Genomic DNA, 26876 nt, shown 5'->3' with positions numbered 1-26876 from the left:
ACAGGCTTCTTGAACGCGAGGATCGCGCTCAGGACGCGATCCTTGCAGCCTGCATCAAGCGGAGACGTGACTGACGTGGCCCGGCGCATGTCCGCCGCGGCGATCCTCGGCCATGTGCGCGTCAGTGCCGCGCCGGGCGTCGGTATCGGCCGGTGCGTCGGGGATGACCCCGCGCGCCGCCACGATGGGTGTGTCCGGCCACGGTGAGGCTGGCCGGTGCCGTGTCCGCCGCATGGCGCCGCACGCAGGCTGGCACAGGGTGGATGGCCGGCAGCACCGCTCGTGCCGACGCACGCCCCGCTTCCCTTGCCGCCAGCCCTGGCTTGCATCAAACATAAGCCGATGAGCGCGGACGATCTCAGTTTCCTGCCCCGGGAGGGCACGATGGCGGCCGCCATCGCCCGCCACGACTGGGCACGCACGCCGCTGGGGCCATTGACCGCCTGGCCCGACCTGCTGCGGACCACCGTCGCGCTCATGCTGGAATCCCGCTTCCCCATGGCGCTGACCTGGGGCCCCGACCTCATCACGCTTTATAACGACGCCTTCATCCCCATCCTGGGCGACAAGCCGGCCCCGCTGGGCCGCCCCTTCAGCGAGATCTGGAGCGAGGTGTGGGAGAGTATCAGCCCGATCGCCGATGCCGCCTTCGCCGGCCGCGCCACCTATATCGAGAACTTCCCCCTCACCATCGAGCGCGGCGACAAGCCGGAGCACGCCTATTTCACCTTCTGCTACAGCCCCATCCGCGACGGCCGCGGCCGCGTGCTCGGCATGCTGGATACCGTGACCGAGACCACGGCCACCGTGCTGGCCAACCAGCGGCTGGCCTTCCTCGACCTGCTCGGCCGCAGCATTGCCGGGGAGCGGGATGCGGACGGCGTGATGGCCACCACGACCCGGCTGCTGGCCGGGCATCTGGGCGTCTCCAACTGCGCCTATGCCGACATGGACGCGGACGAGGACGGCTTCACCATCCGCGGCAACTGGGTAGCCGAGGGCTCGCCCAGCATCGTCGGCCGCTACAGCCTGGCGGATTTCGGCGCGCTGGCCGTGCGCAATCTCTCCGCCGGCCGGCCGCTGGTTGTGAACGACAACGCGGCCGAGTTGGCGGCCCATGAAGCCACGGCCTTTCAGCGGCTCGGCGTGGCCGCGACCATCTGCATGCCGTTGCTGCGCGACGGCCGGCTGACCGCGCTAATGGCGGTCCACGACCGCTCGCCGCGCCGTTGGTCCGAGCATGAGCTGAACCTGCTGCGCGACGTGACCGAGCGCTCCTGGGCTTATGTCGAGCGCGTGCGCGCCGATGCCGAGCTGCGGCTGGCCGCCAAGGCGCTGGAGGAATTCAACGCCACGCTGGAAGCACGGGTGGCCGAGCGCACGAGGCAGCTGGAGGATACCGAGGCCGCCCTGCGCCAGAGCCAGAAGATGGAGGCGATCGGCCAACTGACCGGCGGCATCGCCCACGACTTCAACAACGTGCTGGCCGCCGTGGTGGGCTGCCTGGACCTGATCCTGCGCGGTGCCAGCCAGGTGGAGCGGGTGCGCCGCTTCGCCGAGACCGGCCTGGCCGCCGCCGAGCGCGGCACCAAGCTGACCGCCCAGCTCCTCGCCTTCTCCCGCGCCCAGAAGATCGAGCTGAAGCCGCTGCTGCTCGCCCCGCTGGTGGAAGGCATGACGGACCTGCTGCAGCGGACCCTGGGGCCGATGATCCGGCTGCGGCTGGACCTGCGGGAGCCCGCCACCGGCGTGCTGACGGACGCGACGCAGCTGGAGATGGCGGTGCTGAACCTCGCCATCAATGCGCGGGAAGCCATGCCGGCGGGCGGCGACCTCGCCATCTCCACCAGCGTGGCGGAGATGCCGGACGACGGCGTCCTGGCCGCCGGACGCTACGCCGTGCTCACCGTGGCGGATACCGGCGAAGGCATGCCGCCCGAGGTGTTGGAGCGCGCCTTCGACCCGTTCTTCACCACAAAGGGCGTCGGCAAGGGCACCGGCCTCGGGCTCAGCCAGGTCTACGGCATCGCCCACCAGGGCGGGGGCACCGTGCGGATCGACAGCCAGCCGGGCCTTGGCACCGCCATCCGCATCTACCTGCCGGTGACGCCGGCCGGGCCGCACGCGACGCAGGTGCCACCGCAGGACGATGTGCTGCCCACCGGCGCGAAGATCCTGGTCGTGGACGACGACGCCGATGTCCGCGCCATGCTGGCGGAAGTTCTGGCCTCCCTGGGCTATGCGGTGGCGGAGGCGGCGGACGGTGCCGCCGGCCTCGCTTCGCTCGGGACGCAGCAGCCGGACCTGATGATCCTCGACTACGCCATGCCGGGCCTGACGGGCGCGGAAGTGGCGAAGCTGGCCTGGCAACAACAGCCGGACCTGCCCATCCTCTTCGCCAGTGGCTACGCCGATACCGCCAGCATCGAGAACGTGGCCGGCACCAACGCCATCGTTCTGCGCAAACCCTTCCGGATCGCCGATCTCAAGGCGGCGATCGCGGCGGCGTTGGCCTGAGGAGTTTGAGGAAGGCCGGGGAAGGAATTCCCCGGACCCCTTCTTTTTTCTGCAAGTTTAGCGGCGCGCTTCAGGACTGAGAGCGGGCGCTGCTTGATGTTTACCAATGGGCCACGCGGGCTGAACCGTCAGTCGCCGGAGGTCATAAGCCTCCGGCGCACCCAGCCGTATCTCAGGACTGCGCTAGCAGCAGCCAGGCCCAGAAACTCGAAAAAGCAAAAGAAGGGGTCTGGGGAATTCTTTCCCCAGCCTTCACACCCCCCCTTCAAGCCGCTGCACGATGACGCGACGCCAGCCAGAACGAGGCCTGGGCGATGACGCCGGAGACGGCCAGGATGATGGCGGCGGCGAGGGCCGGGTCCCGGCCCACGCCGGCCAGGGCGGTGCAGAGGGCGCCTGTGGCCATCTGGGTGAAGCCGTAGAGGCCGGAGGCGGAGCCGATGACCTGCGGGTTCACGCTGATGGCCTGGGTCAGGGCTGCCGGGGCGGCGGTGCCGACGCCCAGCGTGAACAGGAACATGCAGCCCACGGCCAGCGGTACGCTGAGTTGCCCGGCCAGGGTACCGGCCAGCAGCACGAAGGCGGCGAGGACGCTGATCCAGTTGGCGCGCACCAGCACCGTCTCGATCGGCATGCGGGAAATGAGCCGGCTGGCCAGCATGCTGCCCAGCCAGACGCCGGAGATCAGCAGGGCGAGGTAGATGCCCACCTCATGCGCCGGCCGGTGCAGTTCCTGCGTGAAGATGAAGGGGGCGGAAGCGATGAAGGCGTACATCGAGGTCGTGGCGCAGCCGCCGCCGATGGAATAGCCGAGGAAGGCGCGGGAACGGATGAGCTTGAGGTAGTTCTGCGCCAGGGTGGCGGAGCCTGGACGTGCCGGGCCTGGATGGCCCGTTTCCGGCAGCATTTTCCAGGCGAACAGGAAATTCACGACGCCCAGCCCGCACAGGACGTAGAAGATGGAGCGCCACCCGACGGAGGCCGCCAGCGCCCCGCCCACCAGCGGCGCCAGGCCGGGCCCGACGGTGACCATCAGGTTCATCAGCGCCAGCCGGCGGGCGGCTTCCTGCGGCGCGGCGGTATCGCGCACGATGGCGCGCCCCAGCACCAGCCCGGCGCAGCCGCCGAGTGCCTGAAACAGCCGTGCTGCGATCAGCGCCTGCGCATCCGGCGCCATGGCGGCGGCGAGGCCGGAGACGGTGTAGAGCACCAGCCCGCCCATCAGCACCGGCCGCCGCCCGAAGCGGTCCGACAGCGGACCATAGGCCAGCTGGCCGACGGCGAGGCCGAGGATGTACAGGCTGACGGTGGATTGCATCGCCGCCGTGCTGGCGCCGAGATCCGCCCCCGCCTGCGGCAGCGCCGGCACGAAGATATGCATGGCCAGCGTGCCGCTGAAGGTGATCAGCGCCAACAGCCAGAGCGGTACGCGGGGGTAGGTGGCGGGGGCGGTGGTGCTCATGCGGGCTGCTCCGCCGCGGCCAGGGTCTGGCAGATGTGGTCCAGCACGCGGTAGGCGGTCTCCAGCTCGGGGTCGGTCAGGCCTGCCAGGGTTTCGGCGCGGACCTGACGGGCCACCTGTTCCACCTGCTCGACGATGGCGTGGCCGCTTTCGGTCAGCACGATGGCGCGGGCCCGGCGGTCGTCCTGGTCTTCCCGCCGCTCGGTCAGCCCGGCGGCCTGCAGGGCATCCAGCGTGCGGACGACGGAGGAGTTGTCGAGCCCGAGGGACGCCGCCAGTTCCTTTTGCCGCATCGGCGCGCCGGCGCGGGCGAGGTGCAGCAACGGCCGCCAGGTGGCTTCCGAGAGGCCATAGGGTTGCAGCCGCCTATCCACCGCCCGCCGCCATTGCCGGGCCGTCTGGCTGAGCAGGATGGCGAAGCCGTTCCGCATGGCATCGGGGGCAGGGGGCATGGCGGTCCTGAAGGTGACGTATCATTAGTTGATATGTCATCTAATCAAGGACAGGCAAGCCAGGATTGTTAGAGCACGATGCGTTCCCATTCGTTCAAGCACCACGCTCTACACCTTTGTTGGGTCGCGCGATTCAGGCTTTCGGTGATTCCTTCTCGATTCATCACGCTCAAGCGTGTGCGATACTGCCGGCCATGACCCCGCCGCCCCGCCTGCTGCCGTTGATGCTGCCCCAGCCGGGGCTGGCGGCGCTGCGCGACGCGGCACTGGTGGAAGGCTTCGGCTTCGTGGAGCGGCTGATGCGGGACTGGGACAGCGGCGCCAATCGCTTTGCCCAGCCCGGCGAGCAATTGGTCGGCGCCTTCGAGGGTGCGCGGCTGCTGGGCGTCGCCGGCCTGAACCGGGACCCCTATTTGCGCCAGGCCGGGGTGGGAAGGCTGCGGCATCTCTATGTCGCGCCCGGGGCGCGTGGGCGTGGCGTCGGCGCCGCGCTGGTGCGGCACCTGCTGCGCGGCACCGCCTTCCACCGGCTGCGCCTGCGTACCGATACGGCAGCGGCCGCCGCCTTCTACCTGCGCCTGGGCTTCCACGCCGTGGCGGATGCGACGGCGACGCACGAGATCCACCTGCCACCCGCCGGCCACGATGCCCGGGCGGACGGCGTGGCCGGGGATTGGCGCTGACCGCGCCTCAGCTTTTCGGCAAGTAGCACTGGCCGTCCAGATACGCCTTGCGCCAGCGAGTGATGACGCTGCGGCCGAATACGCCAGCCTGGGCGAAGGGGTCTGCGGCCAGGAAGGCCTCGGCCTCCGCGCGCGTCTCAACATCGACGATGTAAAAGCTGCCCAGCATGGTCTTGCCGTCATCCTCCAGCTTGGCACCGGCGGCCAGCAGCTTGGCGGCGTTCTGGGCCAGGAATTCCAGGTGCGGCTTGAGCGTGCCGGCACGCACAGGCTGGCTGTCCGGATTGTCCCAGGCTTCGATCAAGAACGGCATGTGGTGCTTCCTTCCGCGGTGTGACGCGCGGAGGTTAGAGCGTGATGGCTGGAGGTGGAATCACCCAAAGCCTGAATCACGCGACCAAACAGAGACGGGAAGCAAGCTGCGTGAACGCAACATGCCCCGGTGCGTGGCCGCCTGGGACGAGAGCGTAGCAAAAGCAGGAAGTTTGCTTCGCCGCAAAGGCGGTCAGCCGGTGGTGGACAGGGAGAGACGGTAGCCGAAGGCTCCGGCGCCGGCTTCCTGGGAGCAGGCCCCAGGAAGGGGGCGCGGGCTGGAGTTGCACACCCTGCCCGTGTGCAAATCAGTCGCCCGATGACATCCCCCTTCAGGCGCCATCAGACTTGGATCGAGCGGTTCGCAGTCACGCCCGATCCCTCCAGCCCGCTCCCGGCCAATGCCTCCCCTGCAGGCAGAGGCCGGTATCTCGTTTGCAGAGGCGAAAACCGAAGGGGCCCGGGAGAAGAATGCGGGACCCGGATTGCGGTGGGACGGTGGCCGCCCCCTTCGGTCTTCATCTGCAACTGCGAGTTATTCGCAATAGAACCCAACACCCCCGCCGCGTCAAACGAAATCGACGCCCTTGCCGAAAATAATTGCGAGCGGGTCGCAATTGGCGGCGGTCCTTGCCGCCGGAGGCAGGCTCGCCGCCCGGCGGCCACGGTCTCTCAGCAGGGTGAACCGTTGCAGTCCGGCAGGGGGTGCTCATACCCCCAGCCGTCAGGCCCCGGTTCACCCCGGCCCGCCGTGATTCAGATCACGAGCTCGATCACGAACGGGCCGTCCTGCGCGAAGGACTGCGCCATCAGGTCGCCCAGCTGCTCCAGGCTGGTGGCGCGGGCGGCTTCCACGCCCATGCCGTTGGCCAGGTGCACCCAGTTCAGGTCCGGGTTGCCCAGGTCCAGCATATTCATCGCCGTCGGGCCCGGGTTGGCGCCGACATTCTGGTACTCGCCGATCAGGATCTGATACTTGCGGTTGGCCAGGATGACGGTGGTGACCGGCAGCTTCTCCCGCGCCTGGGTCCACAGCCCCTGCAGGGTGTACATGGCCGAGCCATCGGCCTGCAGGTTCACCACCCGCCGCTGCCCGCCGGCGCCGATCGCCGAGCCGGTGGCCAGCGGGATGCCATCGCCGATGGCGCCGCCGGTCAGCTGCAGCCAGTCATGCGGTGCCGCCGCGTGGGTGCCGGAAAAGAAGCTGCGGCCGAAGGACACGCTCTCATCCACCACGATGCTGCCTTCCGGCATCAGCGCCGCCACGGTCTGCGCCACGCCTTCCGAGGTCGGTGCGCCACGGCCCAGGCCAGGGCGCGGGCCGAGATCCGGCAGCGTCACCTCGGGCGAGCCCAGCTCTTCCACCAGCGCCAGCAGGGCCAGCTCGGCATCCTGCTCGTAGCGGCTGAGCACGTGCACTTCCGCATGCTCGGCGTAGTGCTTGCTGGGCTTGCCGGGGTAGGCGAAGAAGCCGACCGGCGCCTTGGCGTTCACCAGGATCAGGTGCTCGTACGGCGCCAGCGCCGCCACGGCGGCATCGACCGGGTAGGGCACGCGGTCCAGCGGCAGGCGGCCCTGGCCGTGCTCGACGCGGGCGTTGGACATCTCGCCCATCACCTTCTGGCCGGTGCCGGCAGCGGCCCGCCAGGCCAGCGCCTGCGTGCGTCCACGCAGAGCGGCACCGCCCAGCAGGATCAGCACGTTCTTCTTCTCGCGCAGCACGCGTGCGGCGTTGCGCACTGCCTGCGGGTCCGGCGCCACCGGGGCCGGCACCGGCAGGGCATCCGCCACCACGCCGCCCTCGTTCCACGCGGTATCGGCCGGCAGGATCAGCGTCGCGATCTGCCCTGGTGCCGTGCGTGCCGCCTGCACCGCCACCGCGGCATCCTGGCCCACCGTCGCCGAATCCGTCGCCGTGCGCGTCCAGGCGGAAACCGGGCGGGCCCAGCCCTCAGTATCCGCGGTCAGCTGCGCGTCATACGGGCGGTGATAGGTCGCCTGGTCACCCACAATGTTGACGATGCCGCTGCGCGCGCGCCGCGCGTTGTGCAGGTTGCCCAGGCCGTTCGCCAGGCCAGGGCCGCAATGCAGCAGCGTCGCCGCCGGCTTGCCGGTCATCCGGTAGTAGCCATCCGCCATGCCGGTGACGACGTTCTCCTGCAGCCCCAGCACGCAGCGCATGCCGGGAATCCGGTCCAGCGCGGCGACGAAGTGCATCTCGCTGGTGCCAGGATTGGCGAAACAGGTGTCCACCCCACTGGCCAACAACGTATGGACCAGACTTTCGGCTCCGTTCATGACGGCGCTCCTCCTCTTATCTCGGGCAGGAGCGTGGCGCCAAAGCGCCTCTGCGCCAAGGGGGGGGTGGTTTGCATTCGGAAGGGTGTGCCGGGGTGTGGCGGGCGGGGAGGGAAGGCCGGGGAGAGAATTCTCCGGTCCCCTTCTCTTTCTGCGAGTTGGGCGCTGCAGACATCAGTGCCGGTGCATGATGAAGCTAAAATGGGCCGTGCGGGGAGCCATCAGACGCTGGCGGCCCTGGGACAGATCGACATCCGGCTTGGGCAAGAAAGGCCGGCGAAGGGATTCCCCGGGCCTCATCTTCCTTTTGAGAGTCTTCCGGTGTCGCTGTAAGGGCGTCCAGGCTTTCCGGATCCGGGTTGCGCCGGAGGTCCATAGCCGCCGGGACCGATGGTTCAGCCTAGGTGGCCCCGATCTTTCTCACGATCGCACCCACAGTCCTGAAGCCCCTCCGCCAACTGACAGAAAAAAGATGGGGTTTCAGGGGAACTCTTTCCCCTGACCTTTCTTCCCACCCTCAGTCGGATGCGAACTCGGTGCCTTAGGATTCAGTCCGTCTGGCCCAACGTCACTCTCATCAAGCAGAATACGCTCTCACTCCGAGGCGTGACGCCAACTCGCAGAATGGAAGAAGGGGTCCGGGAAATTCCTTCCCCGACCCTCCGCTCCCAGAGACCTCAGCCCTCAAAGCCAGGGGGGCGTCGGCAGTCCCTTTTCCCGCAGGAAATCCGGATTGAACAGCTTGGACTGGTAGCGCGCTCCACCGTCGCACAGCACGGTGACGATGGTGTGCCCGGGGCCCAGGTCCTTCGCCACCCGCACCGCCGCCGCGACATTCAGCCCGGCGCTGCCGCCGACCGAGATGCCTTCGTCGATCAGCAGCGAATAGACATGTTCCAACGCTTCGGCATCCGGGATGGTCAGCGCGTCGTCGATCGGCGCGCCTTGCAGGTTGCCAGGCGCGCGCGCCGCCTGGCCGATGCCCTCGGTAATGGAGTTGCCGGCGGAGGCCTTCACCGTGCCGGTCTTGACCCAGGCGGCGAGCCCGCTGCCTTCCGGGTCCGCCAGCACGATGCGGATATCCTTGTTCTGCGCCTTCAGCGCCCGCGCCGTCCCGGCCAGGGTGCCGCCGGTGCCGCAGGCGCAGGTGAAGGCATCGATCCGCCCGCCGGTCTGCGCCCAGATCTCCGGGCCGGTGGTACGCTCATGCGCGGTGGCATTTGCCTGGTTGTCGAACTGGTTGGCCCAGACGCCGCCCAGCTCCTCCGCCAGGCGGCGGGAGACGTGGACGTAGTTGCCAGGGTCGGCGAAGGGCTTCGGCGCCACCAGCCGCAAATCGGCGCCGATCATCCGCAGGTAGTCCAGCTTCTCGCGGCTTTGCGTTTCCGGCACGACGATGACGCTTTTCCAGCCATGCGCATTGGCGGCCAGGGCGAGGCCGATGCCAGTATTGCCGGCCGTGCCTTCCACCACCAGCCCTGGCTGACCGGGCACCAGCAGCCCGCGGTCCACCGCGTCCTGCAGGATGCCGAGGGCGGCGCGGTCCTTGACCGAGCCGCCCGGGTTCATGAATTCCGCCTTGCCCAGGATCTCGCATCCCGTGGCGTCCGAGGCGCGCTTCAGCCGGATGAGGGGGGTGTTGCCCACCGCCCCCCAGAACCCGTGGGCCACCTGGCCTGCGGCGTTGGTCATCAGTTCTTGAGGTCCACCCAGCGCAGGTAGGGCTTCTGCGTTTCCCAGCCTTGCGGGAACTGCTCCTTCGCCTGCTCGTTGGACACGCTGGGGACGATGATGACGCGCTCGCCCGGCTGCCAGTTCACCGGCGTTGCCACCTTGTGCCTGTCGGTCAGTTGCAGGCTGTCGATCACCCGCAGGATCTCGGCGAAGTTGCGGCCGGCCGAGGGCGGGTAGGCCAGGGTCATCCGCACCTTCTTGTTCGGGTCGATCACGTAGACCGTGCGCACCGTCACGCTCGGGTCCGATTCCGGGTGCACCATGCCGTAGAGGCTGGAGACCTTGCGGTCCGCATCCGCGATGACCGGGAAGTTCAGGGCGGTGCCCTGCGTCTCCGCGATATCGGCGTCCCAGGTGGTGTGGTTGTCCAGCGTATCGACGGAGAGGCCGATCGCCTTGACGCCGCGCTTGTCGAATTCCGGCTTCAGCCGCGCGGTCTCGCCCAGCTCGGTGGTGCAGACGGGGGTGAAGTCCTTCGGATGGCTGAATAGAACCACCCAGGACTGGCCGGCCCATTCGTGGAAGCGGATGGAACCCTGGGACGTCTGTGCCTCGAAATCCGGGGCGATCTGGCCGAGCTGGATGGTCATGCTGCGTCCTCTTCATCTTTGGGGAGAGAGGAAATCACAGAGCGAGATCGTGCGTCAAGCTGGACCGCAAGCGCCGCCACAGCATATTCACGATTTACATTCGTGCGAAATGTCGGGGTCGCGCTGGGGCGGGAACAACGCACCCGTTGCGCTGGGCAGCCACGGCGGCCCCGGAGCAACGGGCTGGGCAATGAGGGCTGGCTGCGGGATGCAGCTTGACCGGAAACGCGATGGGCGCCGCTGTGGCAGCGATGAAGCGGCGCCCGCGCAGCCAGTCCGCCCACCAGCGAAGGAACAGGCCCGCAGGTTTGCCGGGGAATACCTCCCTGGCCGTCCTCTAAGCCTCGTTCCGGCGCGGCCGTTCGTTAGTTCCCGTTCTCTGGGTGCCGCAGCAGCCACAGGCGCTCATGCGCCGCCACCAGGCTTTCCAGGTTCTTGCGCCGGTTGGTATCGGTGGCCACCGGGCGGCGGGTGAGGATCTGCTCCAGGATGCGCAGCAGCTCCTCGGCGATCTCGTAGTCGCCCTGGTCGCAGGCCTGGTGGAAGGCGATCAGGATCTTGTCGGAGAGCCGCCGCGTGTACCGGGGGCTCGGGGCTGTGGCGGCGGAGCGCGGCGTCGGGCGGCCTGCCAGATCCTCGAACTCGTCCTCGGTCATGGTCGTTGTGGCTCCTTGTGCCGGCTGCGGACCGGCGCCGTCTCGATCGGTGCGGCGTGTCCGCCGCGGTTGGCAAGAGCAGGCCCTGGAATCAGGCCTGCGGCAACAATGCGCGGATGGCCGCGGCGATGTCTTCCGGCGAAGACTGCGGCCGCAGCAGGGCCCGCACCCGCCCGCCTTCACCAATGATGTAGATGAAGGAGGAATGGTCCATCAGATATTCGCTCATCTCCGGCCGCGTCACCTTGGCGTAGTAGACACGGAAGCGCTTGGCCATGTCAGCCACCTGCTCCGGCGTGCCGGTCAGGCCCACCATGCGTGGGTGGAAGTTGCTGACATAGCTCTTCAGCTGGGCCGGGGTGTCGCGCTCCGGGTCCACCGTCACCAGCATCGGCGTGACGCGGGCCACCTGCTCCGGCGTCAGCATGTCCAGCGCGGATGCGATGCTGCCCAGCTCGGTCGGGCAGACATCCGGGCAATAGGTGAAGCCGAAATAGCCAACGACCAGCTGGCCGTTGAAATCCGCCTGCGTGACCGTACGGCCATCCTGATTCTGCATCTGGAAGGGGCCACCCAGCGTGACGCCGGCAGGCAACTGCATGCCGACCTGCGGGCCGGCGGGCGCCTGCTGGCGTCCGGTCAGCGACGCGACCTGTCGCAGGAAGGAATCGCCCGGGCTTTCACCCGGCTGGCGCCCGAACCACGCAACCCCCCACAGGGCGCCGAGGCCCACGATGAGGACAAGGACCAGGATTCGAATGGCGCGCTGCATGCGTCATGCTTAGCCGAAGGTTTAGCCCGGCGAAACCGTCCTGGCCGAAATGTTGCGACCTTATCGCACTAACGGGCCGGGTGCCGGGCCACAGCAGCGTGGTTGGGGATGGTCGGCGTGCGGCCTTGCGCGGGAGGGGAAGGTCAAAGGAAGGAATTCTCCTGAAACCCCATCTTGCTTCTGACGGCTGGCGTTGGACCTGTGACCACAACTGGGGCCATGCAGGTTGTCACGGGCACCCGGACCGGACCGTCCGTCGCCAACGAAGATGGGCTTTTGTCGCGACTCTCTCCGAGAAGCCCGACGCTCCCGCCGCCGCTCCAGAAAAACTGGCAAAAAGAAAGAAGAGATCCGGGGAATTCCGTCCCCAGCCTTCTTCCCCCAACCTCAAGACCGAACCGCCCTGGATGCGCATCCCGCACCGTGATGCATGCGGCCTCACACCAGTTCCCTTGGTGGAGTCAGCGCATTCGCCATTGCCGCCGTCACCTCCTGCCGGAACCAGCGCTCCGCCGGGTCCTGGTCGCGGGAGCCGTTCCAGGCCAGCGCGTTCGGGGTGGGGGAGATAGTGACCGGTGGGGTATCCAGCAGCAGCCCCGCCCGCATCGCCAGCCGCTGCGCGACGAAATCCGGCACGGTGGCGATCATCTGCGTCCCCGGCAGCGCCGCCGCCAGCAGGAAGAACGAACTCAGCCCCAGCACCACGCGGCGGGAGCGTCCCTCGCTCCGCAGCAGCGAATCGACATTGCCCTCCAGATCACCGCGCACCGAGATCAGTGCGTGCGGCCGTGCGCAATACGCGTCCATCTCGGCGACGGAAGGCGTGGCGGCGTCCCGCAGCACCATCCAGCGGGAATGCCGCAGGACCTTCATCCGCGCATTGGCTGGCAGCTCGTTGCCCATGTAGCCGAGGGCGGTGTCAATCTCGCCGGCTGCCAGCATCGCCGGCAGGCTGTGATGGTCGCCCATGCGGACGGAGAGGGAGCAACCCGGCGCGGTCTGCCGGAAGCGGTCCAGCAACGGCGGTAGCAGGGCGAAGGCGATGGCATCGCTGCACCCCAGCACGAAGGTGCGGTGGTCCGTCGCCGGGTCGAACGGCGTGGAGACGGCGATGGCGTCCATCATCTGCCCCAGCAGCGGGGCGAGGGTGGCATATAGTTCCTCCGCCCGCGGCGTCGGGCGCAGTTCCTGCCCCTCCCGCACCAACAGCACGTCGTGGAACTGCTCGCGCAGCCGCTTCAGCCCGCCGGAGGCCGCCGGCTGGGAGAGGAACAGCCGCTCACCCGCGCGGGTGACGTGCCGTTCTTCCATCAACGCAACGAACAGGCGCAGCAGGTTCAGGTCAGGGAGGCGATCGCTCTGGCTCATGACTTGTTCATCAGGGGATTTCCCTTGTTGTGGCGATGCCGGCGCCCCGCGCCAAGCCCTGGCTGCTGCCGGGCCCCTTCAAGCCGGGCCTCCGGCTCCTCACATCGGCACGGCGCCTCGGGCCCCAGCAGCCCGGGACGTGGCCCACAACCCGGCCGGACATGTTGGGAACCCCGGCGCTGGAACGCCGGCCGCCCAGCCTGACCGGACCTGAGAGAGACGGCTTCCAGGCATCAGCCCAAAGCCCGAACCCGACGAACAGACCAATCCGGCACGCCGCACCCGCGTGGCCTGCCAGAGGAGCCAGTAAGGAAAACCATGATGACCCCGCGCCGTTTCGCCCGTCCCGCCCTGTTGCCGCTCGCGGCGCTCTGCGGCGTCATCGCCCTGCCTCCCGTGCTGTCCTCCGCCGCGCAGGCCCAGGGCGCGCCGCCCGCCGCTCCGCCCACCGCCCAGGCCGAAGCCGCCCTGACCGAGACAGTCCTCACCCTCTCCGAGACAGCCGAGGTGCGCCGCGCGCCGGACGAGGTGCAGGCCTCCCTGAAATCCGAGGCCCGCGGCACCGACGCCGCCGCCGTGCAGGCCCAGGTCAACCGCGCCATCCAGGCCGCCCTGACCCGGGCGCGGGAGGCCCAGGGCGTGCAGGTCACCACCGGTGGCTACTGGACCAACCGCGACCCGCAGTCCCGCCAGTGGAACGCCAGCCAGCGCCTGGTGCTGCGCGGCACCGAGCCGGCCAGGCTGCTGGAACTGGCCGGCGCCCTGCAGACCCAGGGCCTGGCGCTGGACGGGCTGGACTGGAGCCTTTCCCGCTCCGTCGAGCAGGCGGCGCGCGAGGAGGCCGGCCGGCTGGCCATCGACAGCCTCCGCCGCCGCGCCGCCGCCGTGGCCGAGCAACTGGGCATGGACGTCGCCGGCATCCGCAAGTTGCAGCTGGACGCGCCCCCGGTCGCCATGCCCCGCCTGGCCATGATGCGCGCCTCCGCCTCCTCGATGAGCAGCCCAGCCCCGGCCAGCGCACCGGAAGACGTCACCGTGAGCTCGACCGCCATGGGCGAAGTGGTGCTGCGCGCCCGCCGCTGATGGGTGTGCGACGCCTTCGGGGGAGGGGGACCTTGCCGCTTCCTCCCTTGGCTTCGTGGCTTGCGGGGCGGGGAGGGAGGGAAGGCCGGGGAAAGAATTCCCCGGACCCCTTCTTTTTTCTGCGAGTTTGGTGAAGCGCTTCATGGCTGAGAGCGCACGCTGCTGCTGATGTTCGCAATGAGCCACGAGGGCTGAACCGTCAGTCGCCGGAGGTCTAGGACCTCCGGCGCACCCAGCCGTCTCTCAAGCTCACCCGCTTCAACAGCCACGCCGGCAAGACTCGCAAACAAAAGAAGGGGTCCGGGGATTTCTTTCCCCGGCCTCCACGCCACCTGCGCCAAGCCCTAGCTGCTCAATGCAAAGGGTGCCGTTGCCGAACGAACGCTGCGCCAACCCGCCCGGGTCGCGCCGCGAAACAATCCCTTCTTCCCGGATGAATTCCGCGTGGTCGCCCTGGCGTCGTCGGCGGCGGGGTGCAAGATGGCGCCAACATGTCCGCCACCGTCACCGGCATCGTCCTCAACTTTGTCGCCCTCTTCTTTTTTATCGCGATGGACACCACCGGGAAGCTGCTGGCGGCGGATTACCCCGTGCCGCAGTTGGTCTTCGTGCGGTTTATCTTCCACATTGCCTTCGTGGCGCTGGCCCTGAAGGTGCTGACGGGCAGCGTGCCCTGGCGCACCCGGGCGCCCATCGCGCAGGCGGTGCGCTCGGCCTGCCTGGCCATCTCCAGCCTGTTCTTCATCGCCGCTCTGGCCCACATGCCGCTGGCAGATGCCACGGCGGTGGGCTTCGCCGCGCCGATGATGACGGTGGCCTTGGCGGCGGTCTGGTTGAAGGAGAAGGTCAGCGCCCGGCGTTGGATCGGCGTCAGCATCGGGTTGCTGGGGGTGCTGGTGGCGTTGCGGCCGCCGTTCCTGACCGGTGGGCCGCTGCCGCACTGGACCATCCTGCTGCCGCTGGCCAATGCGGTGCTGTATGCCGTCTATCAGATCCTGACGCGCAAGCTGGCGGCGGTGGACGACCCGCGGACGACCATTCTTTACACAGGCGTCGCCGGCGCGGTGCTGCTGGCGCTGGTGCAGCCCTTCATCTGGCAGTGGCCTGGCACGGCGGGGCCGCATTCGGCGGGCTGGGTCTGGGCCGGGCTGGTGGCGCTGGGGTTCCTGGGGGCGGCCGGGCACGGGTTGCTGGTCATGGCGTTCAGCCGGGCCCAGGCCAGCGTCCTGGCGCCGATCACCTACACCCAGCTGCTTTGGGCCATCATCGTCTCCGCCCTGGTGTTCGGGCAGGATCCGGATCGATTCACGCTTGCCGGTGCAGCCATTATCGCCTCCGGCGGCGTTCTGGTAGCGTTGCCGCAACGACGCCCGCAAGGTGCCCCGCCATGACCGCAAGCCTTCCCCCCACCGCCCATGGCAGGGATGCCGAACAACAGTCATGCTTGCGCCCATCGGCCGCAGGCGCTAGCGGATGGCCGGCGCGAGGACAGGACATGGCCAGCATCACTCAGGCACCCCGGAACCAGGGAACGGCGGACGGCACGCTGCGTGACCACAAGCGCGCGGCGCTGGACGCGGAGTCGGTCCGCGACGCCTATCGGCGCTGGGCCAACATGTATGACGCGGTCTTCGGCGGCGTCTCCGCCTTCGGGCGCCGGCGCGCGGTCGCGGCCGTCAACAGCCTGCCGGGCAACCGGGTGCTGGAGGTCGGTGTCGGCACCGGCCTGGCCCTGCCGCGTTACCGCGCCGACAAGCGCGTGACCGGTATCGACCTGTCGCGCGAAATGTTGATGAAGGCGGATGAGCGCGTCCGGAACGAGAAGCTGCCCAACGTGGACGGGCTTCTGGAGATGGACGCGGAGTCGATGGCCTTCCGCGACGATTCCTTCGATATCGCGGTGGCGATGTTCACCGCCAGCGTGGTGCCGGACGCCAAGAAGCTGTTCGGCGAAATGCGCCGCGTGGTGCGCCCGGGCGGCCACCTGCTGTTCGTCAACCACTTCGCCGCCGAGGCCGGGCCCCGCTGGTGGGTGGAGCGCGCGATGGCGCCGCTCTCCCGCATCCTCGGCTGGCATCCGGACTTCGAGCTGACGGACCTGCTGGACCCGAAGGCGGTGCAGCTCGACTCGGTGCAGCCCTGCCAGCCGGCCGGCCTGTTCACCCTGGTGCAGGTCCGTAACGTCGATACGCCGTCCGCGCAGATCGCCGCGGCCGTGCAGCACACCGCCCCGGCGGCCTGAAGCGGGGCGGGCGGCCATGCCTTCCGCCCGCTTTCCCAACGGCCCCGGCGCCCTCGGCCGGGTGAATGACGACGAGGTCGTCGAGCTCGCCGGCATGTTCTGGCTGATGAGCGACCCGACCCGCCTGCGCATCATCCTCGCCTGCCTGGCCGAGCCCGCGCCGGTGGGCGAAATGGCCGAGCGAATCGGCATCTCCGCCAGCCTGGCTTCCCACCATCTGCGCCTGCTGCGCGCCGCCCGGCTGCTGCAGGCGGAGCGGCGAGGCCGCCAAGTGCTCTACGCCGTCACCGACCCGCATATCCGCTCCATGCTGGCTGACATGGTGGACCACGTGGCCGAGGGCGAATCGGATATCGAGCCCACCCCGGCCCCGCCGGCCTGACACGGGGCGGCCCCGCCGATGCGGGGTACCGCCGGCGGCCTGTCGGGCCCGGCACCAGTCCGTCGCCTTGATGCGCGGGGCCCCAAGGGCTGCTTCTTATACGTATGGCGCCGGCCCGGGGCCTTCTGTACGCAACGAAATATCGGTGTGCCGGGCTCGTTCCTCCGCCTGCATGGCCCAGCCTCACTTGTGCTGGCGGGTGGGGGGCGACTATGGTCCGGCAAAAGCTCATCCCTCCCTATCGCAGGGTGGGGGGATGAGGGCCGGGTCGTACGGTGCGGCGACGGTCAGGGATTGGGAGTGGCGCAGACGTGGCCATCGCCTCGGCTTTGAGGGGATGGAGGCGCTGCGCTTGAGATACGGGCGGACGGGATTGGGAATGCGGCGGTCGAACGTTTCGCGCTTCGCGGGTTTCCTGGCATTGGCTGGGCTCGCAACGGGGCTGGGCCTCGGCCTGACCTCTGCCTCGGCCTTCGCCCAGGCCTCCGGTGCCGTTGCGCCCGGCACCTCGCCCTCGCCGGAGGTCATCGCCCCCATCGACTGGGCCATGGGCCTGCAGGCCGCGGCCGGTCCGGTGAAGGACGCGATCCACGACTTCAACCAGCTGGTGCTCTGGATCATCACCGCGATCACCATCTTCGTCGGTGTGCTGCTGCTCTACGTGATGTGGCGCTTCCGGGCCTCGAAGAACCCCGTGCCGTCCCGCACTAGCCACCACACGCTGCTGGAAGTGGCCTGGACGGTGGTGCCGGTGCTGATCCTCATCGTGATCGCCATCCCCTCCTTCCGCCTGATCTACTACCAGGACCGGGCGGTGGACGCGGACATGACGATCAACGTCACCGGCCGCCAGTGGTACTGGCACTACGCCTACCCCGACGCCGGCAACCTGGCCTTCGACAGCTACCCTGTCGCCACGGCGGACCTGCAGCCGGGCCAGTTGCGCAACCTGGACGTCGATAACCCCCTGGTCATCCCGGTGGGCAAGAATATCCGCGTGCTGACCACCGGGCAGGACGTGATCCACAGCTTCTTCGTGCCGAGCCTGGGCGTGCAGAAATACACCATCCCGGGCCGCACGCTGGAAACCTGGTTCCGGGCCGACCGTGCCGGCACCTTCTACGGCCAGTGCAACCAGATCTGCGGCCAGAACCACTGGTTCATGCCGATCGTGGTGAAGGCCGTGCCGCAGGCCGAGTACGATGCGTGGCTGGAGCAGGCGCGCCAGCGCTTCGCCGCCGACCAGGGCGCCCCCGCCCCGGTGGTGGCGCAGTCTGGCGTGACGCAGCCCGGCGGCGTGACGACGGTGGCGGAACTCAGCCGCTAAGACGGCGAACGGAGCCGCCCCCGGGCGGTTCTGTTGAGAGAGACAGGTCCGGTGCCGCCCCTGGCGGCCAGGATGAATAACAGAGGCGCCGCCTGCTGCGGTGACCACGGACGGTTCGAGAGCGGGACGGACACAGAATGGCGACCGCGTCACATACGCATGACGACCACAACGACCACGGGCACGACCACGCGCCTGGGTTCTTCAAGCGCTGGTTCTTCAGCACCAGCCACAAGGACATCGGGATCCTCTACCTGATCTTCGCTGTGCTTGCGGCCTTCGTCGGCATCGGCCTCAGCCTGCTGATGCGGATCGAGCTGCAGACGCCGGGCATGCAGATCTTCGCCGATGGCCAGGCCTGGAACGTGGCCGTGACCGCGCATGGCGTGATCATGGTGTTCTTCGTCATCATGCCAGCGCTGATCGGCGGCTTCGGCAACTACTTCGTGCCGATCATGATCGGCGCGCCGGACATGGCCTTCCCGCGCCTGAACAACATCAGCCTCTGGCTGCTGTTCCCGGCGCTGGTGCTGGGCGTCGGCAGCCTGTTCGTCGGCGGGACCGGCACGGGCTGGACGCTGTATCCGCCCCTGTCCAACAGCCAGTACCAGGCTGGCATGGGCCTGGACATGGTGCTGTTCGCGCTCCACCTCGCGGGTGCCAGCTCCATCCTGGGTGCGGTGAACTTCATCACCACCATCTTCAACATGCGCGCCCCGGGCATGACGCTGCACAAGATGCCGCTGTTCGTGTGGGGCATGCTGGTGACGGCCTTCCTGCTGCTGCTGTCCGTGCCCGTGCTGGGCGGCGCCATCACCATGCTGATCACCGACCGTAACTTCGGCACGGCCTTCTTCGACCCGGCCGGCGGCGGCGACCCGGTGCTGTTCCAGCACCTGTTCTGGTTCTTTGGCCACCCCGAAGTCTACATCATGATCCTGCCGGCCTTCGGCATCATCAGCCACATCCTGTCCACCTTCAGCCGCAAGCCGATCTTCGGCTATCTCGGCATGGCCTACGCCATGGTGGCCATCGGCGTCGTCGGCTTCGTGGTGTGGGCGCACCACATGTTCACCTCCGGTATCTCGGTGGACACGCGGGCCTACTTCATGGCCGCCACGATGATCATCGCGGTGCCCACGGGCATCAAGATCTTCTCCTGGATCGCCACGATGTGGGGCGGCTCGCTCACCTTCAAGACGCCGATGCTGTTCGCCATCGGCTTCATCTTCCTGTTCACCATGGGGGGCGTGACGGGCGTGAAGCTCTCCAACGCCTCCGTGGACGTCATCCTGCACAACACGTACTACGTCATCGCGCACTTCCACTACGTGCTGTCGCTGGGCGCCGTCTTCGGCATCTATGCCGGCTTCTACTACTGGATCGGCAAGATGAGCGGGAAGCAGTACCCCGAGCGGCTGGGCCAGATCCATTTCTGGCTGACCTTCATCGGCGTGAACCTGACCTTCTTCCCGATGCACTTCCTGGGCGCCCAGGGCATGCCGCGCCGCTACCCGGACTACCCGGAGGCCTTCGCTGGCTGGAACCTGATCGCCAGCCTGGGTGCCTATGTGTCGGTGGCTTCGTTCCTGTTCTTCTTCTATGTCTGCTACCGCACCTTCACGAGCAAGGAGCCCGTGCCCGCGAACCCGTGGGGCGAGGGTGCCACCACACTGGAATGGCAGGTGTCGAGCCCGCCGCCGTTCCACACCTTCGACGAACTGCCCCGTATCCGCTAAGCGCGGGGCGCGATCACACTAAGGCTCGGGGCATGCGGCGCGCATTTTGGTGGACGCCGCATCCTCCGGGCATGGAGGCCGGCTGATGAGCGACAGTACGTTCCGTCAGACGGGGGGGGCTTCTGCCCCCCTCGGCACGTCTGACGACCTGGACCTGAGCGAGGCGCGCGACTGGATCGCGCTGCTGAAGCCGCGTGTCATGTCGCTCGTCGTGTTCTCCGGCCTCGTCGGGTTGCTGGTCGCGCCGGGTGGCATCCACCCGGTGCTGGCCGTCACCGCCATCCTCTGCGTGGCCGTCGCCGCCGGTGCCTCGGGCGCCATCAACATGTGGTACGACCGCGATATCGACGCGATCATGCGCCGCACCGCCAACCGCCCCATCCCGGCCGGCCGCATCCGCCCGCAGGCGGCGCTGAGCTTCGGCGTGTTCCTGGCCGTGGCCTCGGTCGTCATGATGGGCCTGGCCACCAACATGGTGGCCGCCGCCGTGCTGGCCGGCTCCATCGCCTTCTATGTCTTCATCTACACGATGTGGCTGAAGCGCCGGACGCCGCAGAACATCGTCATCGGCGGTGCCGCCGGCGCCTTCCCGCCGATGATCGGCTGGGCCGCGGTCACCGGCCACGTCTCGATCGAGGCGCTGGTGATGTTCGCCATCATCTTCGTCTGGACCCCGCCGCATTTCTGGGCGCTGTCCCTCTACGCCTCGGGCGACTACCAACGTGCCGGCGTGCCGATGCTGCCCGTCGTCTCCGGCGCCAAGGAAACCCGCCGGCAGATCTGGCTGTACTCGCTGCTGCTGGTGCCGGTCAGCCTGGCCCCTACCGTGATCGGCATGTCCGGCCTGGCCTATGGCGGCGCCGCGCTCGTGCTGGGCGGTTTCTTCCTGCACTATATGTGGCGCGTGAAGCGCGATGAGCAGGACGAGGCCGGCGTCAGCCGCAGCAACGATGCCCCGGCCCGCGCCGCCTTCCGCTTCTCCATCCTGTACCTGTTCGCCCTGTTCACCGCCCTGGCGGCCGACAAGCTGGTGTTCGGCGCATGACGCCCGAGGAGCTGGCGGCGTTCGAGCGCCGCCGCCGCAGCCGCAACTGGGCCATCCTGATCGCGCTTCTGGGCCTGGTGGCGCTGTTCTACTTCATCGCCATGGCCCGCATGGCCCAAAGCTGACACCGGCAGAGCAGGGAAGGGAGCCACGCCATGACCGTTCAGGACCCGGAACTCGCCCGCCGCAACCGCCGTACCGCGACTATCGCGGGCGGGGTGGTGGCCGGCATGCTCGGCCTCGCCTTCGCCTCGGTGCCGCTCTACGCCATCTTCTGCGCCGTCACCGGCTATAACGGCACGCCGATGATCGGTGGTACCGCGCCCGGCGCCACGGACAAGAGCATCACCGTCCGCTTCAATGCCAATACCCATCCCAACCTGCCCTGGCGCTTCGCCGCCGGGCAGGGCAGCGAGAACCTGCCGCTGGGCCAGGAGGGCATGGCCTTCTACACCGCGCAGAACCTCGCCCAGGGGCCGGTCACCGGCATCGCCACCTACAACGTGACGCCGGAAGTGGCCGGCCGCTATTTCCACAAGGTCGCGTGCTTCTGCTTCGACGAGCAGACGCTGACTGGCGGCCAGCAGGTGGAAATGCCCATCGCCTACTGGGTCGACCCCAAGATCGCGGATGACCCGAATACGCGGGACATCCGGACGATCACCATCAACTACACCTTCTTCCGCACCCTGGCGGATGCCGAGCGCGCAGGCGCCGTGGCCAATGCCGGGGAGCATGTTGGCCGCCGGACCGAGCTGATCCGGCCCGGCGCAAGCCACACGGCGACGCCGTGACGGACTTGATCCGAACCCGCTTTTCGGGATTGATACACTCCGTCGTATCGTTCCGCATGACCGGAGGCCGGGCCCTGCCTGCCCGCCGCCGTTCCACCCCTTGCGTGACGCCTTGAGTCCAGGAAGCCCGATGGCCAGCAGCGAAGTCGCGGTGGGTACACCCACCCACAACAAGCACCCCTACCACCTGGTGGACCCCAGCCCCTGGCCGCTGACCGCGTCGCTGTCGGCCGGGCTGATGCTGTTCGGCATCATCGTCTTCGCCCACTACAACATCCACTGGGTGCTGGGCGTCGGCCTGCTGGGCGTCATCGCCTCCATGTACTTCTGGTTCCGCGACATCGTGCGCGAATCGAAGCAGCCGGGCGTCCACAACCCCATCGTCCGCATCGGCCTGCGCTACGGCATGGTGTTGTTCATCGCCTCCGAGGTGATGTTCTTCGTCGCGTTCTTCTGGGCCTATTTCCACTTCTTCCTGTACCCGGAGCACGTCTCGGGTGCCGCCAAGGCCATCTGGCCCCCCGCCGGCATCCATACGTTCGACCCGCTGGGCCTGCCGCTGCTCAACACCATGATCCTGCTGCTCTCGGGCTGCACGGTCACCTGGGCGCACCACGCGCTGCTGGAAAATGACCGCAAGGGCCTGCTCCAGGGCCTGGGCCTGACGGTCCTGCTGGGCATGTCCTTCAGCTTCTTCCAGGCCTACGAGTATGCCGAGGCCCCGTTCGCCTTCACCGGCGGCATCTATCCCTCGGTGTTCTTCCTGGCGACCGGCTTCCACGGCTTCCACGTCATCGTCGGCACCATCTTCCTGGCCGTCTGCTGGGTCCGCGCCTATCGCGGCGAGTTCACCCCGCAGCGCCATTTCGGCTTCGAAGCCGCCGCCTGGTACTGGCACTTCGTGGACGTGGTGTGGCTGTTCCTGTTCGTCGTGGTCTACATCCTCGGCGTGGGCGAGATCGCCCAGCACTGACGCTTCCGGTGTTGGCCTGAACGAAGGGGTCCGAGGGTCACCACCCTCGGGCCCTTTTTCTGTTTCAGGGGAAGGCCGGGGAAGGAATTCCCCGGACCCCATCTTCTTTTTTCGACTTTTTGGGTGTGGCTGCTGAAGTACCAGTCTGGTTCGCGCCAGGCCTCCAGGGTCCGCCGCTCAGCCAGCGCGGCCATTATCGAAAGCACGTCCGCCTAGCCCATACCGAACTTGCAGAAAAAAGAAGGGGTCCAGGGGAATTCCTTCCCCTGGCCTTCACTCCCCCTTCCGGCCCTGCCGGCCCGTCCCCATCCATGATAGACACCCCGGCCATGACTCCCCGCCCGGCCTCTTCTTGGCGCCGCCTGATCCTGCCCGTCCTGTGCCTGTTGCCCGTGCTGGCCATTCTGGTCGGCCTGGGCACCTGGCAACTGCAGCGCCTGCGCTGGAAGACCGACCTGCTGGCCGCCTTCGCCGTGGCGGAGGCCGGCCCGCCCGTGCCGTTGGCGGACCCGCCTGCGCCCTATGCCAAGGTCTTCGCCGATGGCCAGTTCCTGCACGACAAGGAAGCCCGCTTCGGCGCCGAAGTGCGCGGCAACACCCTGGGCACGCATCTCGTCACGCCGCTGCAGCGGGAAGGCGCCGCGCCCATCCTGGTCGATCGCGGCTGGGTGCCGATGGAGGGTGGCGTCATCGCCCGGCCGGAAGGCCCGGTACGCGTCGAGGGCTATATTCGTCCGGGCGAAACCGCGAGCTGGACCAGCGCCACCGGCAGCCCCGCCAGCCGTACCTTCTATACGTTCGACCCGGCCGCCATCGGTGAAGCCGTGGCGCTGGCTGCCCCGGCACCGTACGGGCTCGTGGCCATGGGGCCACAATCGGGCCTTTTGCCGCAGCCGGCACAGCACATGCCGCAGCCAACCAACAGCCATCTGGGTTACGTCATCACCTGGTACGGTCTGGCGCTGGCGGCGCTCGGCGTCTTCATCGCCTGGGCCCGGACTCGGCTGGGGCCGGATCAGCGCCGCTAGAGCGTGATGGCTTGAGGTGGGGACACCGAAACGCCTGAATCACGCGAGGCGCCGGCCCGGGCTTGTGGCGGCCGCACCATCCGGGCCCGCCAGTGCCACCGTCAGCATGATGCTCTCAAGGACCCCACATGACTGCAGCTTACGATCGCCTGAAGGCCCGCTTCGCCCGTATCGCCCTGCTGGGCCAGGCACAATCCATGCTGCATTGGGATGCCGCAGCGGTCATGCCGGCAGGCGGGGCCGAGGCCCGGGGCGAGCAGTTGGCCGTCCTGTCCGGCCTTTCGCATGAATTGCTGACCGCGCCGCAGGTGGCGGAGGACCTGGCCAGCGCCGAGGCACACGGGGCGTGGGACGACGCCAACCTCACCTTGATGCGGGACGCCCATGCCCGCGCCGTCGCCCTGCCCACGGCGCTGGTGGAAGCCACCGCCCGCGCGAACTCCGCCTGCGAACAGCGCTGGCGCACCGCCCGCGCCAATGCCGATTTTGCCATGGTCGCGCCCGCGCTGAAGGAAGTGGTCCGCCTGCAGCGGGAAACGGCCGCGGCCCTGTCCGCCGCCACTGGCCTTAGCCCGTATGACGCGTTGATGGAAGGCTACCAGCGCGGCATCACCGCCGCCGATGTGGAGCCGATCTTCGCCGCCTACGAGACCTTCCTGGCCGACGCCCTGCCGCGCGCCGAGGCCTTGCAGATGCAGCGCCCCCGCCCGGTGCCGCTGCCGGGCCCATTCCCCATCGCCGCCCAGCAGGCGCTGTGCCGCGACATGGCCGAGCGCGTCGGTCTGGACTTCACCCATGCACGGCTGGACGAAAGCACCCATCCGTTCTGCGGCGGCACGCCCACCGATGTCCGCATCACCACCCGGTACAACGATGCCTCGGTGGCCCAGGCGCTGCTCGGCGTGCTGCACGAAACCGGCCACGCCCTCTATGAGCGGGGGCTGCCCAGTGCCTTCGCCCACCAGCCAGTGGGCGAGGCCGCCGGCATGGCCGCGCATGAATCGCAGAGCCTGATCATCGAGATGCAGGCCTGCCGCTCGGACGCCTTCCTGCGCTTCATCGGCCCGCAGCTGCACGCCGCCTTCGGCGGCGACGCCGCACCCTATGCGCCGGACAACCTGGCCGGCCTGTGGCGCCGGGTGGAACGCGGCTTCATCCGCGTCGATGCCGACGAGATGACCTACCCCGCCCACGTCATCCTGCGCTTCCGCCTGGAACGCGCCCTGATCGGCGGTGAGCTGGACGTGGAAGGCCTGCCCGCCGCCTGGAACGAAGGCTTCGCCAGCCTGTTGGGCATGACCCCGCCGGACGATGCCCGCGGCTGTCTGCAGGACATCCACTGGCATGACGGCGCCTTCGGCTACTTCCCGTCCTACACGCTCGGCGCCATGGCGGCCGCCCAGCTGATGCGCGCCGCCCGCGCCGACCTGCCGGAACTGGACACCCGGCTGTCCGGCGGCGACTTCACGCCGCTGCGCGAATGGCTGCGCGCCAAAGTCCACGGCCAGGGCTCCCGCCTCGGCTTCCAGGACCTGCTGCGGGCAGCCACCGGCAAGCCGCTCGACCCCTCCGACTTCACGGCGCATCTGCGGGACCGCTACCTGGTGGCGTGAGGGGGCGGGCAGGGAAGGCGCAACCGAAGGTCGAATGGCGAGTCCGTTGGGGGAGAGAAAGGCCGGGGAAGGAATTCCCCGGACCCCTTCTTTTCTTTTTTCGAGTTTTCACGCGCGATGGCTGAACGTGTGGTCATGGGGACGGCTGGGTGCGCCGGAGGTCTAGGACCTCCGGCGCCTGAGGGTTCAGCCCGCGCGGCCCATTATTAAAATCATCAGAAGCGTCCGCTCTCGGACGGAAGCCCGACGCCAAACTCACAAGAAAAAAGATGGGGTCCGGGGAATTCTTTCCCCGGCCTTCCTCCCCCGCCGCCTCAAGGCACCGGCGAGAGGTTCCGCTTCAGGCAACGCAGGGCGAAGGCGCTGCGGGTGTGGCGGACGCCGGGCAGGCGGTAGAGCTTCTCGCGCAGCAGGGCTTCGTAGCCTGCGGTGCCGTTCACGGCGGCCTTGATCAGGTAGTCGTATTCGCCGGTGGTCAGGTGGCATTCCAGCACTTCCGGCATGGCATTCACCACGGCCTCGAACCGGCTGAGCGCCTCCTCATCGTGCTTGTCCATCATGACTTCGACGAAGACGGTATCGGGCAGGCCCAGCTCGGCCTGGTCCAGCAGCGCGACATAGCCCTTGATCACCCCCGCCTGCTCCAGCCGCCGTACCCGCGTCCAGCAGGGGGAGGCGGAGAGGCCGACTTCCTCAGCCAGCTCCGCATTGGTCAGCCGCCCGTTGCGGGCCAGGGCGCGCAGGATGCGGTGGTCGGTCTGGTCCATGGCTGGACGGGCCTTTCAAGCGTGACGCAGGCGGTGGAGGACAGGCTGGCTGCCACCATCCTCGGCGGAGCGTGACCGTCTACCGAGCGCTGGGTTATGGCGCAGCTTCAGGGCAGGCATGGCAGTATTTTTGCCACGATCCCGCGCAGAATACCGCCTGCACGCCGCGCTATCAGCGATGGCACGGAAGAGGTTGACGCTCCGCCTCTTGTGGATCACATATTTGAGAGCAAGAAAGGGTTCCGATGCGCCTGCACGGCTATGCCCACTCCTCCTCGACGTGGCGGGTGCGGATTGCCCTGGCCCTGAAGGGCTTGAGGGCGGAAGCGGTGCAGCACCCGGCACCTGGCCCCGATGCGCGCCTGCCTGCCCTGCGCCACCTCAACCCGCAAGGGCTGGTGCCGGTGATGGAGAGTGGGGAGGGCGCGCCGCTGACCCAGTCCCTCGCCATCCTGGAATGGCTGGAGGAGATGTGGCCCACCCCGGCGTTGCTGCCGGCGGACCCGCTGGCCCGCGCCCGCGTGCGCGCCTTCGCCCTGGCCATCGCCTGCGACATGCAGCCGCTGCACAACCCGCGTGCCCTGGCGCGGCTGCGTGCCCTCGGCCTGGGCGACATGCAGGTGCGCGCCTGGGTGCGCCTGACGCTGACCGAGGGGCTGGAAGCCTGCGAAATGCTGCTGCGCGAGGCCGATGGACCGTTCTGCTTCGGCATGTCGCCCGGCCTCGCCGATATCTGTTTGGTGCCGCAGATGGCCATGGCGCGCGAGTTCGGCCTTCCGCTGGCCTTCCCGCGCCTGATGGCGGCCGAGGCCGCCTGCCTGACCCTGCCGGCCTTCCACGCCACCCAGCCGCCGTCCCTGGTCGAGAATCCCGCATGATCCGCGCCCGCCTGCTGCCTGCCCTGCTGTGCCTGCCTGCTCTGGCCGTGCCTGTGTTTTCGCCCATGCCGGCGGCGGCGCAGCTGCGCAGCGTCGCCGTGCCGGCCGAGGCCGGGGTGGTGGTGGCGCCGCGCGGCCAAGCCGCGCCCCGCCTTGCCGCG

The 26876-nt window shown here is 68.5% G+C and carries 25 protein-coding genes; 15 read left to right on the top strand and 10 right to left on the bottom strand.

Going from position 1 to position 26876, the window contains the following annotated elements:
• The first annotated feature begins 342 nt into the window (after positions 1 to 342).
• Positions 343 to 2517 carry a GAF domain-containing hybrid sensor histidine kinase/response regulator gene (locus tag IBL26_RS18045; RefSeq protein ID WP_187785908.1) on the top strand — a complete coding sequence of 725 codons (2175 nt, stop codon included), beginning with the start codon at positions 343 to 345 and terminating at the stop codon, positions 2515 to 2517.
• Positions 2518 to 2782: 265 nt separating this feature from the next.
• Here the strand turns inward: IBL26_RS18045 and IBL26_RS18040 are convergent, their stop codons facing one another.
• Together IBL26_RS18040 and IBL26_RS18035 are read right to left on the bottom strand one after the other, a co-directional pair.
• On the bottom strand, positions 2783 to 3979 hold the full coding sequence (locus IBL26_RS18040; RefSeq protein WP_187785907.1) for a multidrug effflux MFS transporter: 1197 nt from the start codon (positions 3977 to 3979) through the stop codon (positions 2783 to 2785).
• Positions 3976 to 4431, bottom strand: a complete 456-nt coding sequence (locus IBL26_RS18035) for a MarR family winged helix-turn-helix transcriptional regulator (protein ID WP_187785906.1) — start codon at positions 4429 to 4431, stop codon at positions 3976 to 3978. Before IBL26_RS18035 ends, IBL26_RS18040 begins: the two co-directional genes overlap by 4 nt.
• 194 nt (positions 4432 to 4625) lie before the next feature.
• On the opposite strand from IBL26_RS18035, the gene IBL26_RS18030 reads away from it, so the two are divergent.
• Positions 4626 to 5114, top strand: a complete 489-nt coding sequence (locus IBL26_RS18030) for a GNAT family N-acetyltransferase (RefSeq protein WP_187785905.1) — start codon at positions 4626 to 4628, stop codon at positions 5112 to 5114.
• A gap of 7 nt (positions 5115 to 5121) precedes the next feature.
• On the opposite strand, the gene IBL26_RS18025 is transcribed toward IBL26_RS18030, so the two are convergent.
• The 7 genes from IBL26_RS18025 to IBL26_RS17995 all read right to left on the bottom strand — a co-directional run bounded on the left by IBL26_RS18025 (position 5122) and on the right by IBL26_RS17995 (position 12844).
• On the bottom strand, positions 5122 to 5427 hold the full coding sequence (locus tag IBL26_RS18025) for a YciI family protein (protein WP_187785904.1): 306 nt from the start codon (positions 5425 to 5427) through the stop codon (positions 5122 to 5124).
• Positions 5428 to 6182: 755 nt separating this feature from the next.
• Positions 6183 to 7724: an acetolactate synthase large subunit gene (locus tag IBL26_RS18020; RefSeq protein WP_187785903.1), complete on the bottom strand. Its 1542-nt coding sequence runs from the start codon at positions 7722 to 7724 to the stop codon at positions 6183 to 6185.
• Between the two features lie 684 nt (positions 7725 to 8408).
• Positions 8409 to 9416, bottom strand: a complete 1008-nt coding sequence (locus IBL26_RS18015; protein WP_187785902.1) for a cysteine synthase A — start codon at positions 9414 to 9416, stop codon at positions 8409 to 8411.
• Positions 9416 to 10048, bottom strand: coding sequence for a peroxiredoxin (locus IBL26_RS18010; protein WP_187785901.1), 633 nt, complete (start codon positions 10046 to 10048; stop codon positions 9416 to 9418). Before IBL26_RS18010 ends, IBL26_RS18015 begins: the two co-directional genes overlap by 1 nt.
• Positions 10049 to 10413: 365 nt before the next feature.
• Positions 10414 to 10704, bottom strand: coding sequence for a hypothetical protein (locus IBL26_RS18005; RefSeq protein ID WP_187785900.1), 291 nt, complete (start codon positions 10702 to 10704; stop codon positions 10414 to 10416).
• Positions 10705 to 10795: 91 nt separating this feature from the next.
• The gene (locus IBL26_RS18000; RefSeq protein ID WP_187785899.1) at positions 10796 to 11476 is read right to left on the bottom strand and encodes an SCO family protein; all 681 of its coding nucleotides are present in this window, start codon (positions 11474 to 11476) and stop codon (positions 10796 to 10798) included.
• A 438-nt stretch (positions 11477 to 11914) separates the two neighbouring features.
• On the bottom strand, positions 11915 to 12844 hold the full coding sequence (locus IBL26_RS17995) for a LysR substrate-binding domain-containing protein (RefSeq protein WP_187785898.1): 930 nt from the start codon (positions 12842 to 12844) through the stop codon (positions 11915 to 11917).
• Between the two features lie 321 nt (positions 12845 to 13165).
• Between IBL26_RS17995 and IBL26_RS17990 the strand changes: the two genes are divergently transcribed.
• The 12 genes from IBL26_RS17990 (at position 13166) to IBL26_RS17940 (ending at position 25070) form a co-directional block, all read left to right on the top strand.
• Positions 13166 to 13927 (top strand): SIMPL domain-containing protein, encoded by a 762-nt coding sequence (locus IBL26_RS17990; RefSeq protein WP_187785897.1) that lies wholly within the window; start codon positions 13166 to 13168, stop codon positions 13925 to 13927.
• A 491-nt stretch (positions 13928 to 14418) separates the two neighbouring features.
• On the top strand, positions 14419 to 15318 hold the full coding sequence (locus IBL26_RS17985) for a DMT family transporter (protein WP_187785896.1): 900 nt from the start codon (positions 14419 to 14421) through the stop codon (positions 15316 to 15318).
• Between the two features lie 104 nt (positions 15319 to 15422).
• A complete protein-coding gene (locus IBL26_RS17980; RefSeq protein ID WP_241749525.1) occupies positions 15423 to 16169 on the top strand; it encodes a class I SAM-dependent methyltransferase in 747 nt (248 codons plus the stop codon).
• A 16-nt stretch (positions 16170 to 16185) separates the two neighbouring features.
• Positions 16186 to 16551, top strand: a complete 366-nt coding sequence (locus IBL26_RS17975) for an ArsR/SmtB family transcription factor (RefSeq protein ID WP_187785895.1) — start codon at positions 16186 to 16188, stop codon at positions 16549 to 16551.
• 379 nt (positions 16552 to 16930) lie between these two features.
• Positions 16931 to 17878, top strand: coding sequence for a cytochrome c oxidase subunit II (coxB, locus tag IBL26_RS17970; RefSeq protein ID WP_187785894.1), 948 nt, complete (start codon positions 16931 to 16933; stop codon positions 17876 to 17878).
• 137 nt (positions 17879 to 18015) lie between these two features.
• On the top strand, positions 18016 to 19617 hold the full coding sequence (gene ctaD, locus IBL26_RS17965) for a cytochrome c oxidase subunit I (RefSeq protein ID WP_187785893.1): 1602 nt from the start codon (positions 18016 to 18018) through the stop codon (positions 19615 to 19617).
• A gap of 85 nt (positions 19618 to 19702) precedes the next feature.
• Complete coding sequence (locus IBL26_RS17960) at positions 19703 to 20662, top strand: heme o synthase (RefSeq protein WP_187785892.1); 960 nt, start codon at positions 19703 to 19705, stop codon at positions 20660 to 20662.
• Positions 20659 to 20787 (top strand): hypothetical protein, encoded by a 129-nt coding sequence (locus IBL26_RS25965; RefSeq protein WP_277817335.1) that lies wholly within the window; start codon positions 20659 to 20661, stop codon positions 20785 to 20787. Before IBL26_RS17960 ends, IBL26_RS25965 begins: the two co-directional genes overlap by 4 nt.
• Positions 20788 to 20817: 30 nt before the next feature.
• Positions 20818 to 21456 (top strand): cytochrome c oxidase assembly protein, encoded by a 639-nt coding sequence (locus tag IBL26_RS17955; RefSeq protein ID WP_187785891.1) that lies wholly within the window; start codon positions 20818 to 20820, stop codon positions 21454 to 21456.
• Between the two features lie 130 nt (positions 21457 to 21586).
• The gene (locus tag IBL26_RS17950) at positions 21587 to 22429 is read left to right on the top strand and encodes a cytochrome c oxidase subunit 3 (RefSeq protein ID WP_187785890.1); all 843 of its coding nucleotides are present in this window, start codon (positions 21587 to 21589) and stop codon (positions 22427 to 22429) included.
• A 329-nt stretch (positions 22430 to 22758) separates the two neighbouring features.
• The gene (locus IBL26_RS17945; RefSeq protein ID WP_187785889.1) at positions 22759 to 23457 is read left to right on the top strand and encodes an SURF1 family protein; all 699 of its coding nucleotides are present in this window, start codon (positions 22759 to 22761) and stop codon (positions 23455 to 23457) included.
• A 128-nt stretch (positions 23458 to 23585) separates the two neighbouring features.
• A complete protein-coding gene (locus IBL26_RS17940; protein ID WP_187785888.1) occupies positions 23586 to 25070 on the top strand; it encodes a carboxypeptidase M32 in 1485 nt (494 codons plus the stop codon).
• A 314-nt stretch (positions 25071 to 25384) separates the two neighbouring features.
• On the opposite strand, the gene IBL26_RS17935 is transcribed toward IBL26_RS17940, so the two are convergent.
• Entirely contained in the window at positions 25385 to 25837 is a 453-nt protein-coding gene (locus IBL26_RS17935; RefSeq protein WP_187785887.1) for an Lrp/AsnC family transcriptional regulator, read from the bottom strand.
• Between the two features lie 245 nt (positions 25838 to 26082).
• Between IBL26_RS17935 and maiA the strand changes: the two genes are divergently transcribed.
• Positions 26083 to 26715, top strand: a complete 633-nt coding sequence (gene maiA / locus IBL26_RS17930; RefSeq protein ID WP_187785886.1) for a maleylacetoacetate isomerase — start codon at positions 26083 to 26085, stop codon at positions 26713 to 26715.
• Positions 26716 to 26876: the final 161 nt, after the last annotated feature.

Source organism: Teichococcus aerophilus (assembly GCF_014490485.1).
In the GTDB taxonomy this organism is placed as follows: domain Bacteria; phylum Pseudomonadota; class Alphaproteobacteria; order Acetobacterales; family Acetobacteraceae; genus Pseudoroseomonas; species Pseudoroseomonas aerophila.
This window is presented reverse-complemented; position numbering and strand designations above follow the sequence as displayed.

What these genes read in the sequence shown, in the direction of transcription:
- IBL26_RS18045 (WP_187785908.1), top strand. Translation starts at nt 343, where the DNA reads ATGAGCGCGGACGATCTCAGTTTCCTGCCCCGGGAGGGCACGATGGCG.
- IBL26_RS18040 (WP_187785907.1), bottom strand. Translation starts at nt 3,979, where the DNA reads ATGAGCACCACCGCCCCCGCCACCTACCCCCGCGTACCGCTCTGGCTG.
- IBL26_RS18035 (WP_187785906.1), bottom strand. Translation starts at nt 4,431, where the DNA reads ATGCCCCCTGCCCCCGATGCCATGCGGAACGGCTTCGCCATCCTGCTC.
- IBL26_RS18030 (WP_187785905.1), top strand. Translation starts at nt 4,626, where the DNA reads ATGACCCCGCCGCCCCGCCTGCTGCCGTTGATGCTGCCCCAGCCGGGG.
- IBL26_RS18025 (WP_187785904.1), bottom strand. Translation starts at nt 5,427, where the DNA reads ATGCCGTTCTTGATCGAAGCCTGGGACAATCCGGACAGCCAGCCTGTG.
- IBL26_RS18020 (WP_187785903.1), bottom strand. Translation starts at nt 7,724, where the DNA reads ATGAACGGAGCCGAAAGTCTGGTCCATACGTTGTTGGCCAGTGGGGTG.
- IBL26_RS18015 (WP_187785902.1), bottom strand. Translation starts at nt 9,416, where the DNA reads ATGACCAACGCCGCAGGCCAGGTGGCCCACGGGTTCTGGGGGGCGGTG.
- IBL26_RS18010 (WP_187785901.1), bottom strand. Translation starts at nt 10,048, where the DNA reads ATGACCATCCAGCTCGGCCAGATCGCCCCGGATTTCGAGGCACAGACG.
- IBL26_RS18005 (WP_187785900.1), bottom strand. Translation starts at nt 10,704, where the DNA reads ATGACCGAGGACGAGTTCGAGGATCTGGCAGGCCGCCCGACGCCGCGC.
- IBL26_RS18000 (WP_187785899.1), bottom strand. Translation starts at nt 11,476, where the DNA reads ATGCAGCGCGCCATTCGAATCCTGGTCCTTGTCCTCATCGTGGGCCTC.
- IBL26_RS17995 (WP_187785898.1), bottom strand. Translation starts at nt 12,844, where the DNA reads ATGAGCCAGAGCGATCGCCTCCCTGACCTGAACCTGCTGCGCCTGTTC.
- IBL26_RS17990 (WP_187785897.1), top strand. Translation starts at nt 13,166, where the DNA reads ATGACCCCGCGCCGTTTCGCCCGTCCCGCCCTGTTGCCGCTCGCGGCG.
- IBL26_RS17985 (WP_187785896.1), top strand. Translation starts at nt 14,419, where the DNA reads ATGTCCGCCACCGTCACCGGCATCGTCCTCAACTTTGTCGCCCTCTTC.
- IBL26_RS17980 (WP_241749525.1), top strand. Translation starts at nt 15,423, where the DNA reads ATGGCCAGCATCACTCAGGCACCCCGGAACCAGGGAACGGCGGACGGC.
- IBL26_RS17975 (WP_187785895.1), top strand. Translation starts at nt 16,186, where the DNA reads ATGCCTTCCGCCCGCTTTCCCAACGGCCCCGGCGCCCTCGGCCGGGTG.
- coxB (WP_187785894.1), top strand. Translation starts at nt 16,931, where the DNA reads ATGCGGCGGTCGAACGTTTCGCGCTTCGCGGGTTTCCTGGCATTGGCT.
- ctaD (WP_187785893.1), top strand. Translation starts at nt 18,016, where the DNA reads ATGGCGACCGCGTCACATACGCATGACGACCACAACGACCACGGGCAC.
- IBL26_RS17960 (WP_187785892.1), top strand. Translation starts at nt 19,703, where the DNA reads ATGAGCGACAGTACGTTCCGTCAGACGGGGGGGGCTTCTGCCCCCCTC.
- IBL26_RS25965 (WP_277817335.1), top strand. Translation starts at nt 20,659, where the DNA reads ATGACGCCCGAGGAGCTGGCGGCGTTCGAGCGCCGCCGCCGCAGCCGC.
- IBL26_RS17955 (WP_187785891.1), top strand. Translation starts at nt 20,818, where the DNA reads ATGACCGTTCAGGACCCGGAACTCGCCCGCCGCAACCGCCGTACCGCG.
- IBL26_RS17950 (WP_187785890.1), top strand. Translation starts at nt 21,587, where the DNA reads ATGGCCAGCAGCGAAGTCGCGGTGGGTACACCCACCCACAACAAGCAC.
- IBL26_RS17945 (WP_187785889.1), top strand. Translation starts at nt 22,759, where the DNA reads ATGACTCCCCGCCCGGCCTCTTCTTGGCGCCGCCTGATCCTGCCCGTC.
- IBL26_RS17940 (WP_187785888.1), top strand. Translation starts at nt 23,586, where the DNA reads ATGACTGCAGCTTACGATCGCCTGAAGGCCCGCTTCGCCCGTATCGCC.
- IBL26_RS17935 (WP_187785887.1), bottom strand. Translation starts at nt 25,837, where the DNA reads ATGGACCAGACCGACCACCGCATCCTGCGCGCCCTGGCCCGCAACGGG.
- maiA (WP_187785886.1), top strand. Translation starts at nt 26,083, where the DNA reads ATGCGCCTGCACGGCTATGCCCACTCCTCCTCGACGTGGCGGGTGCGG.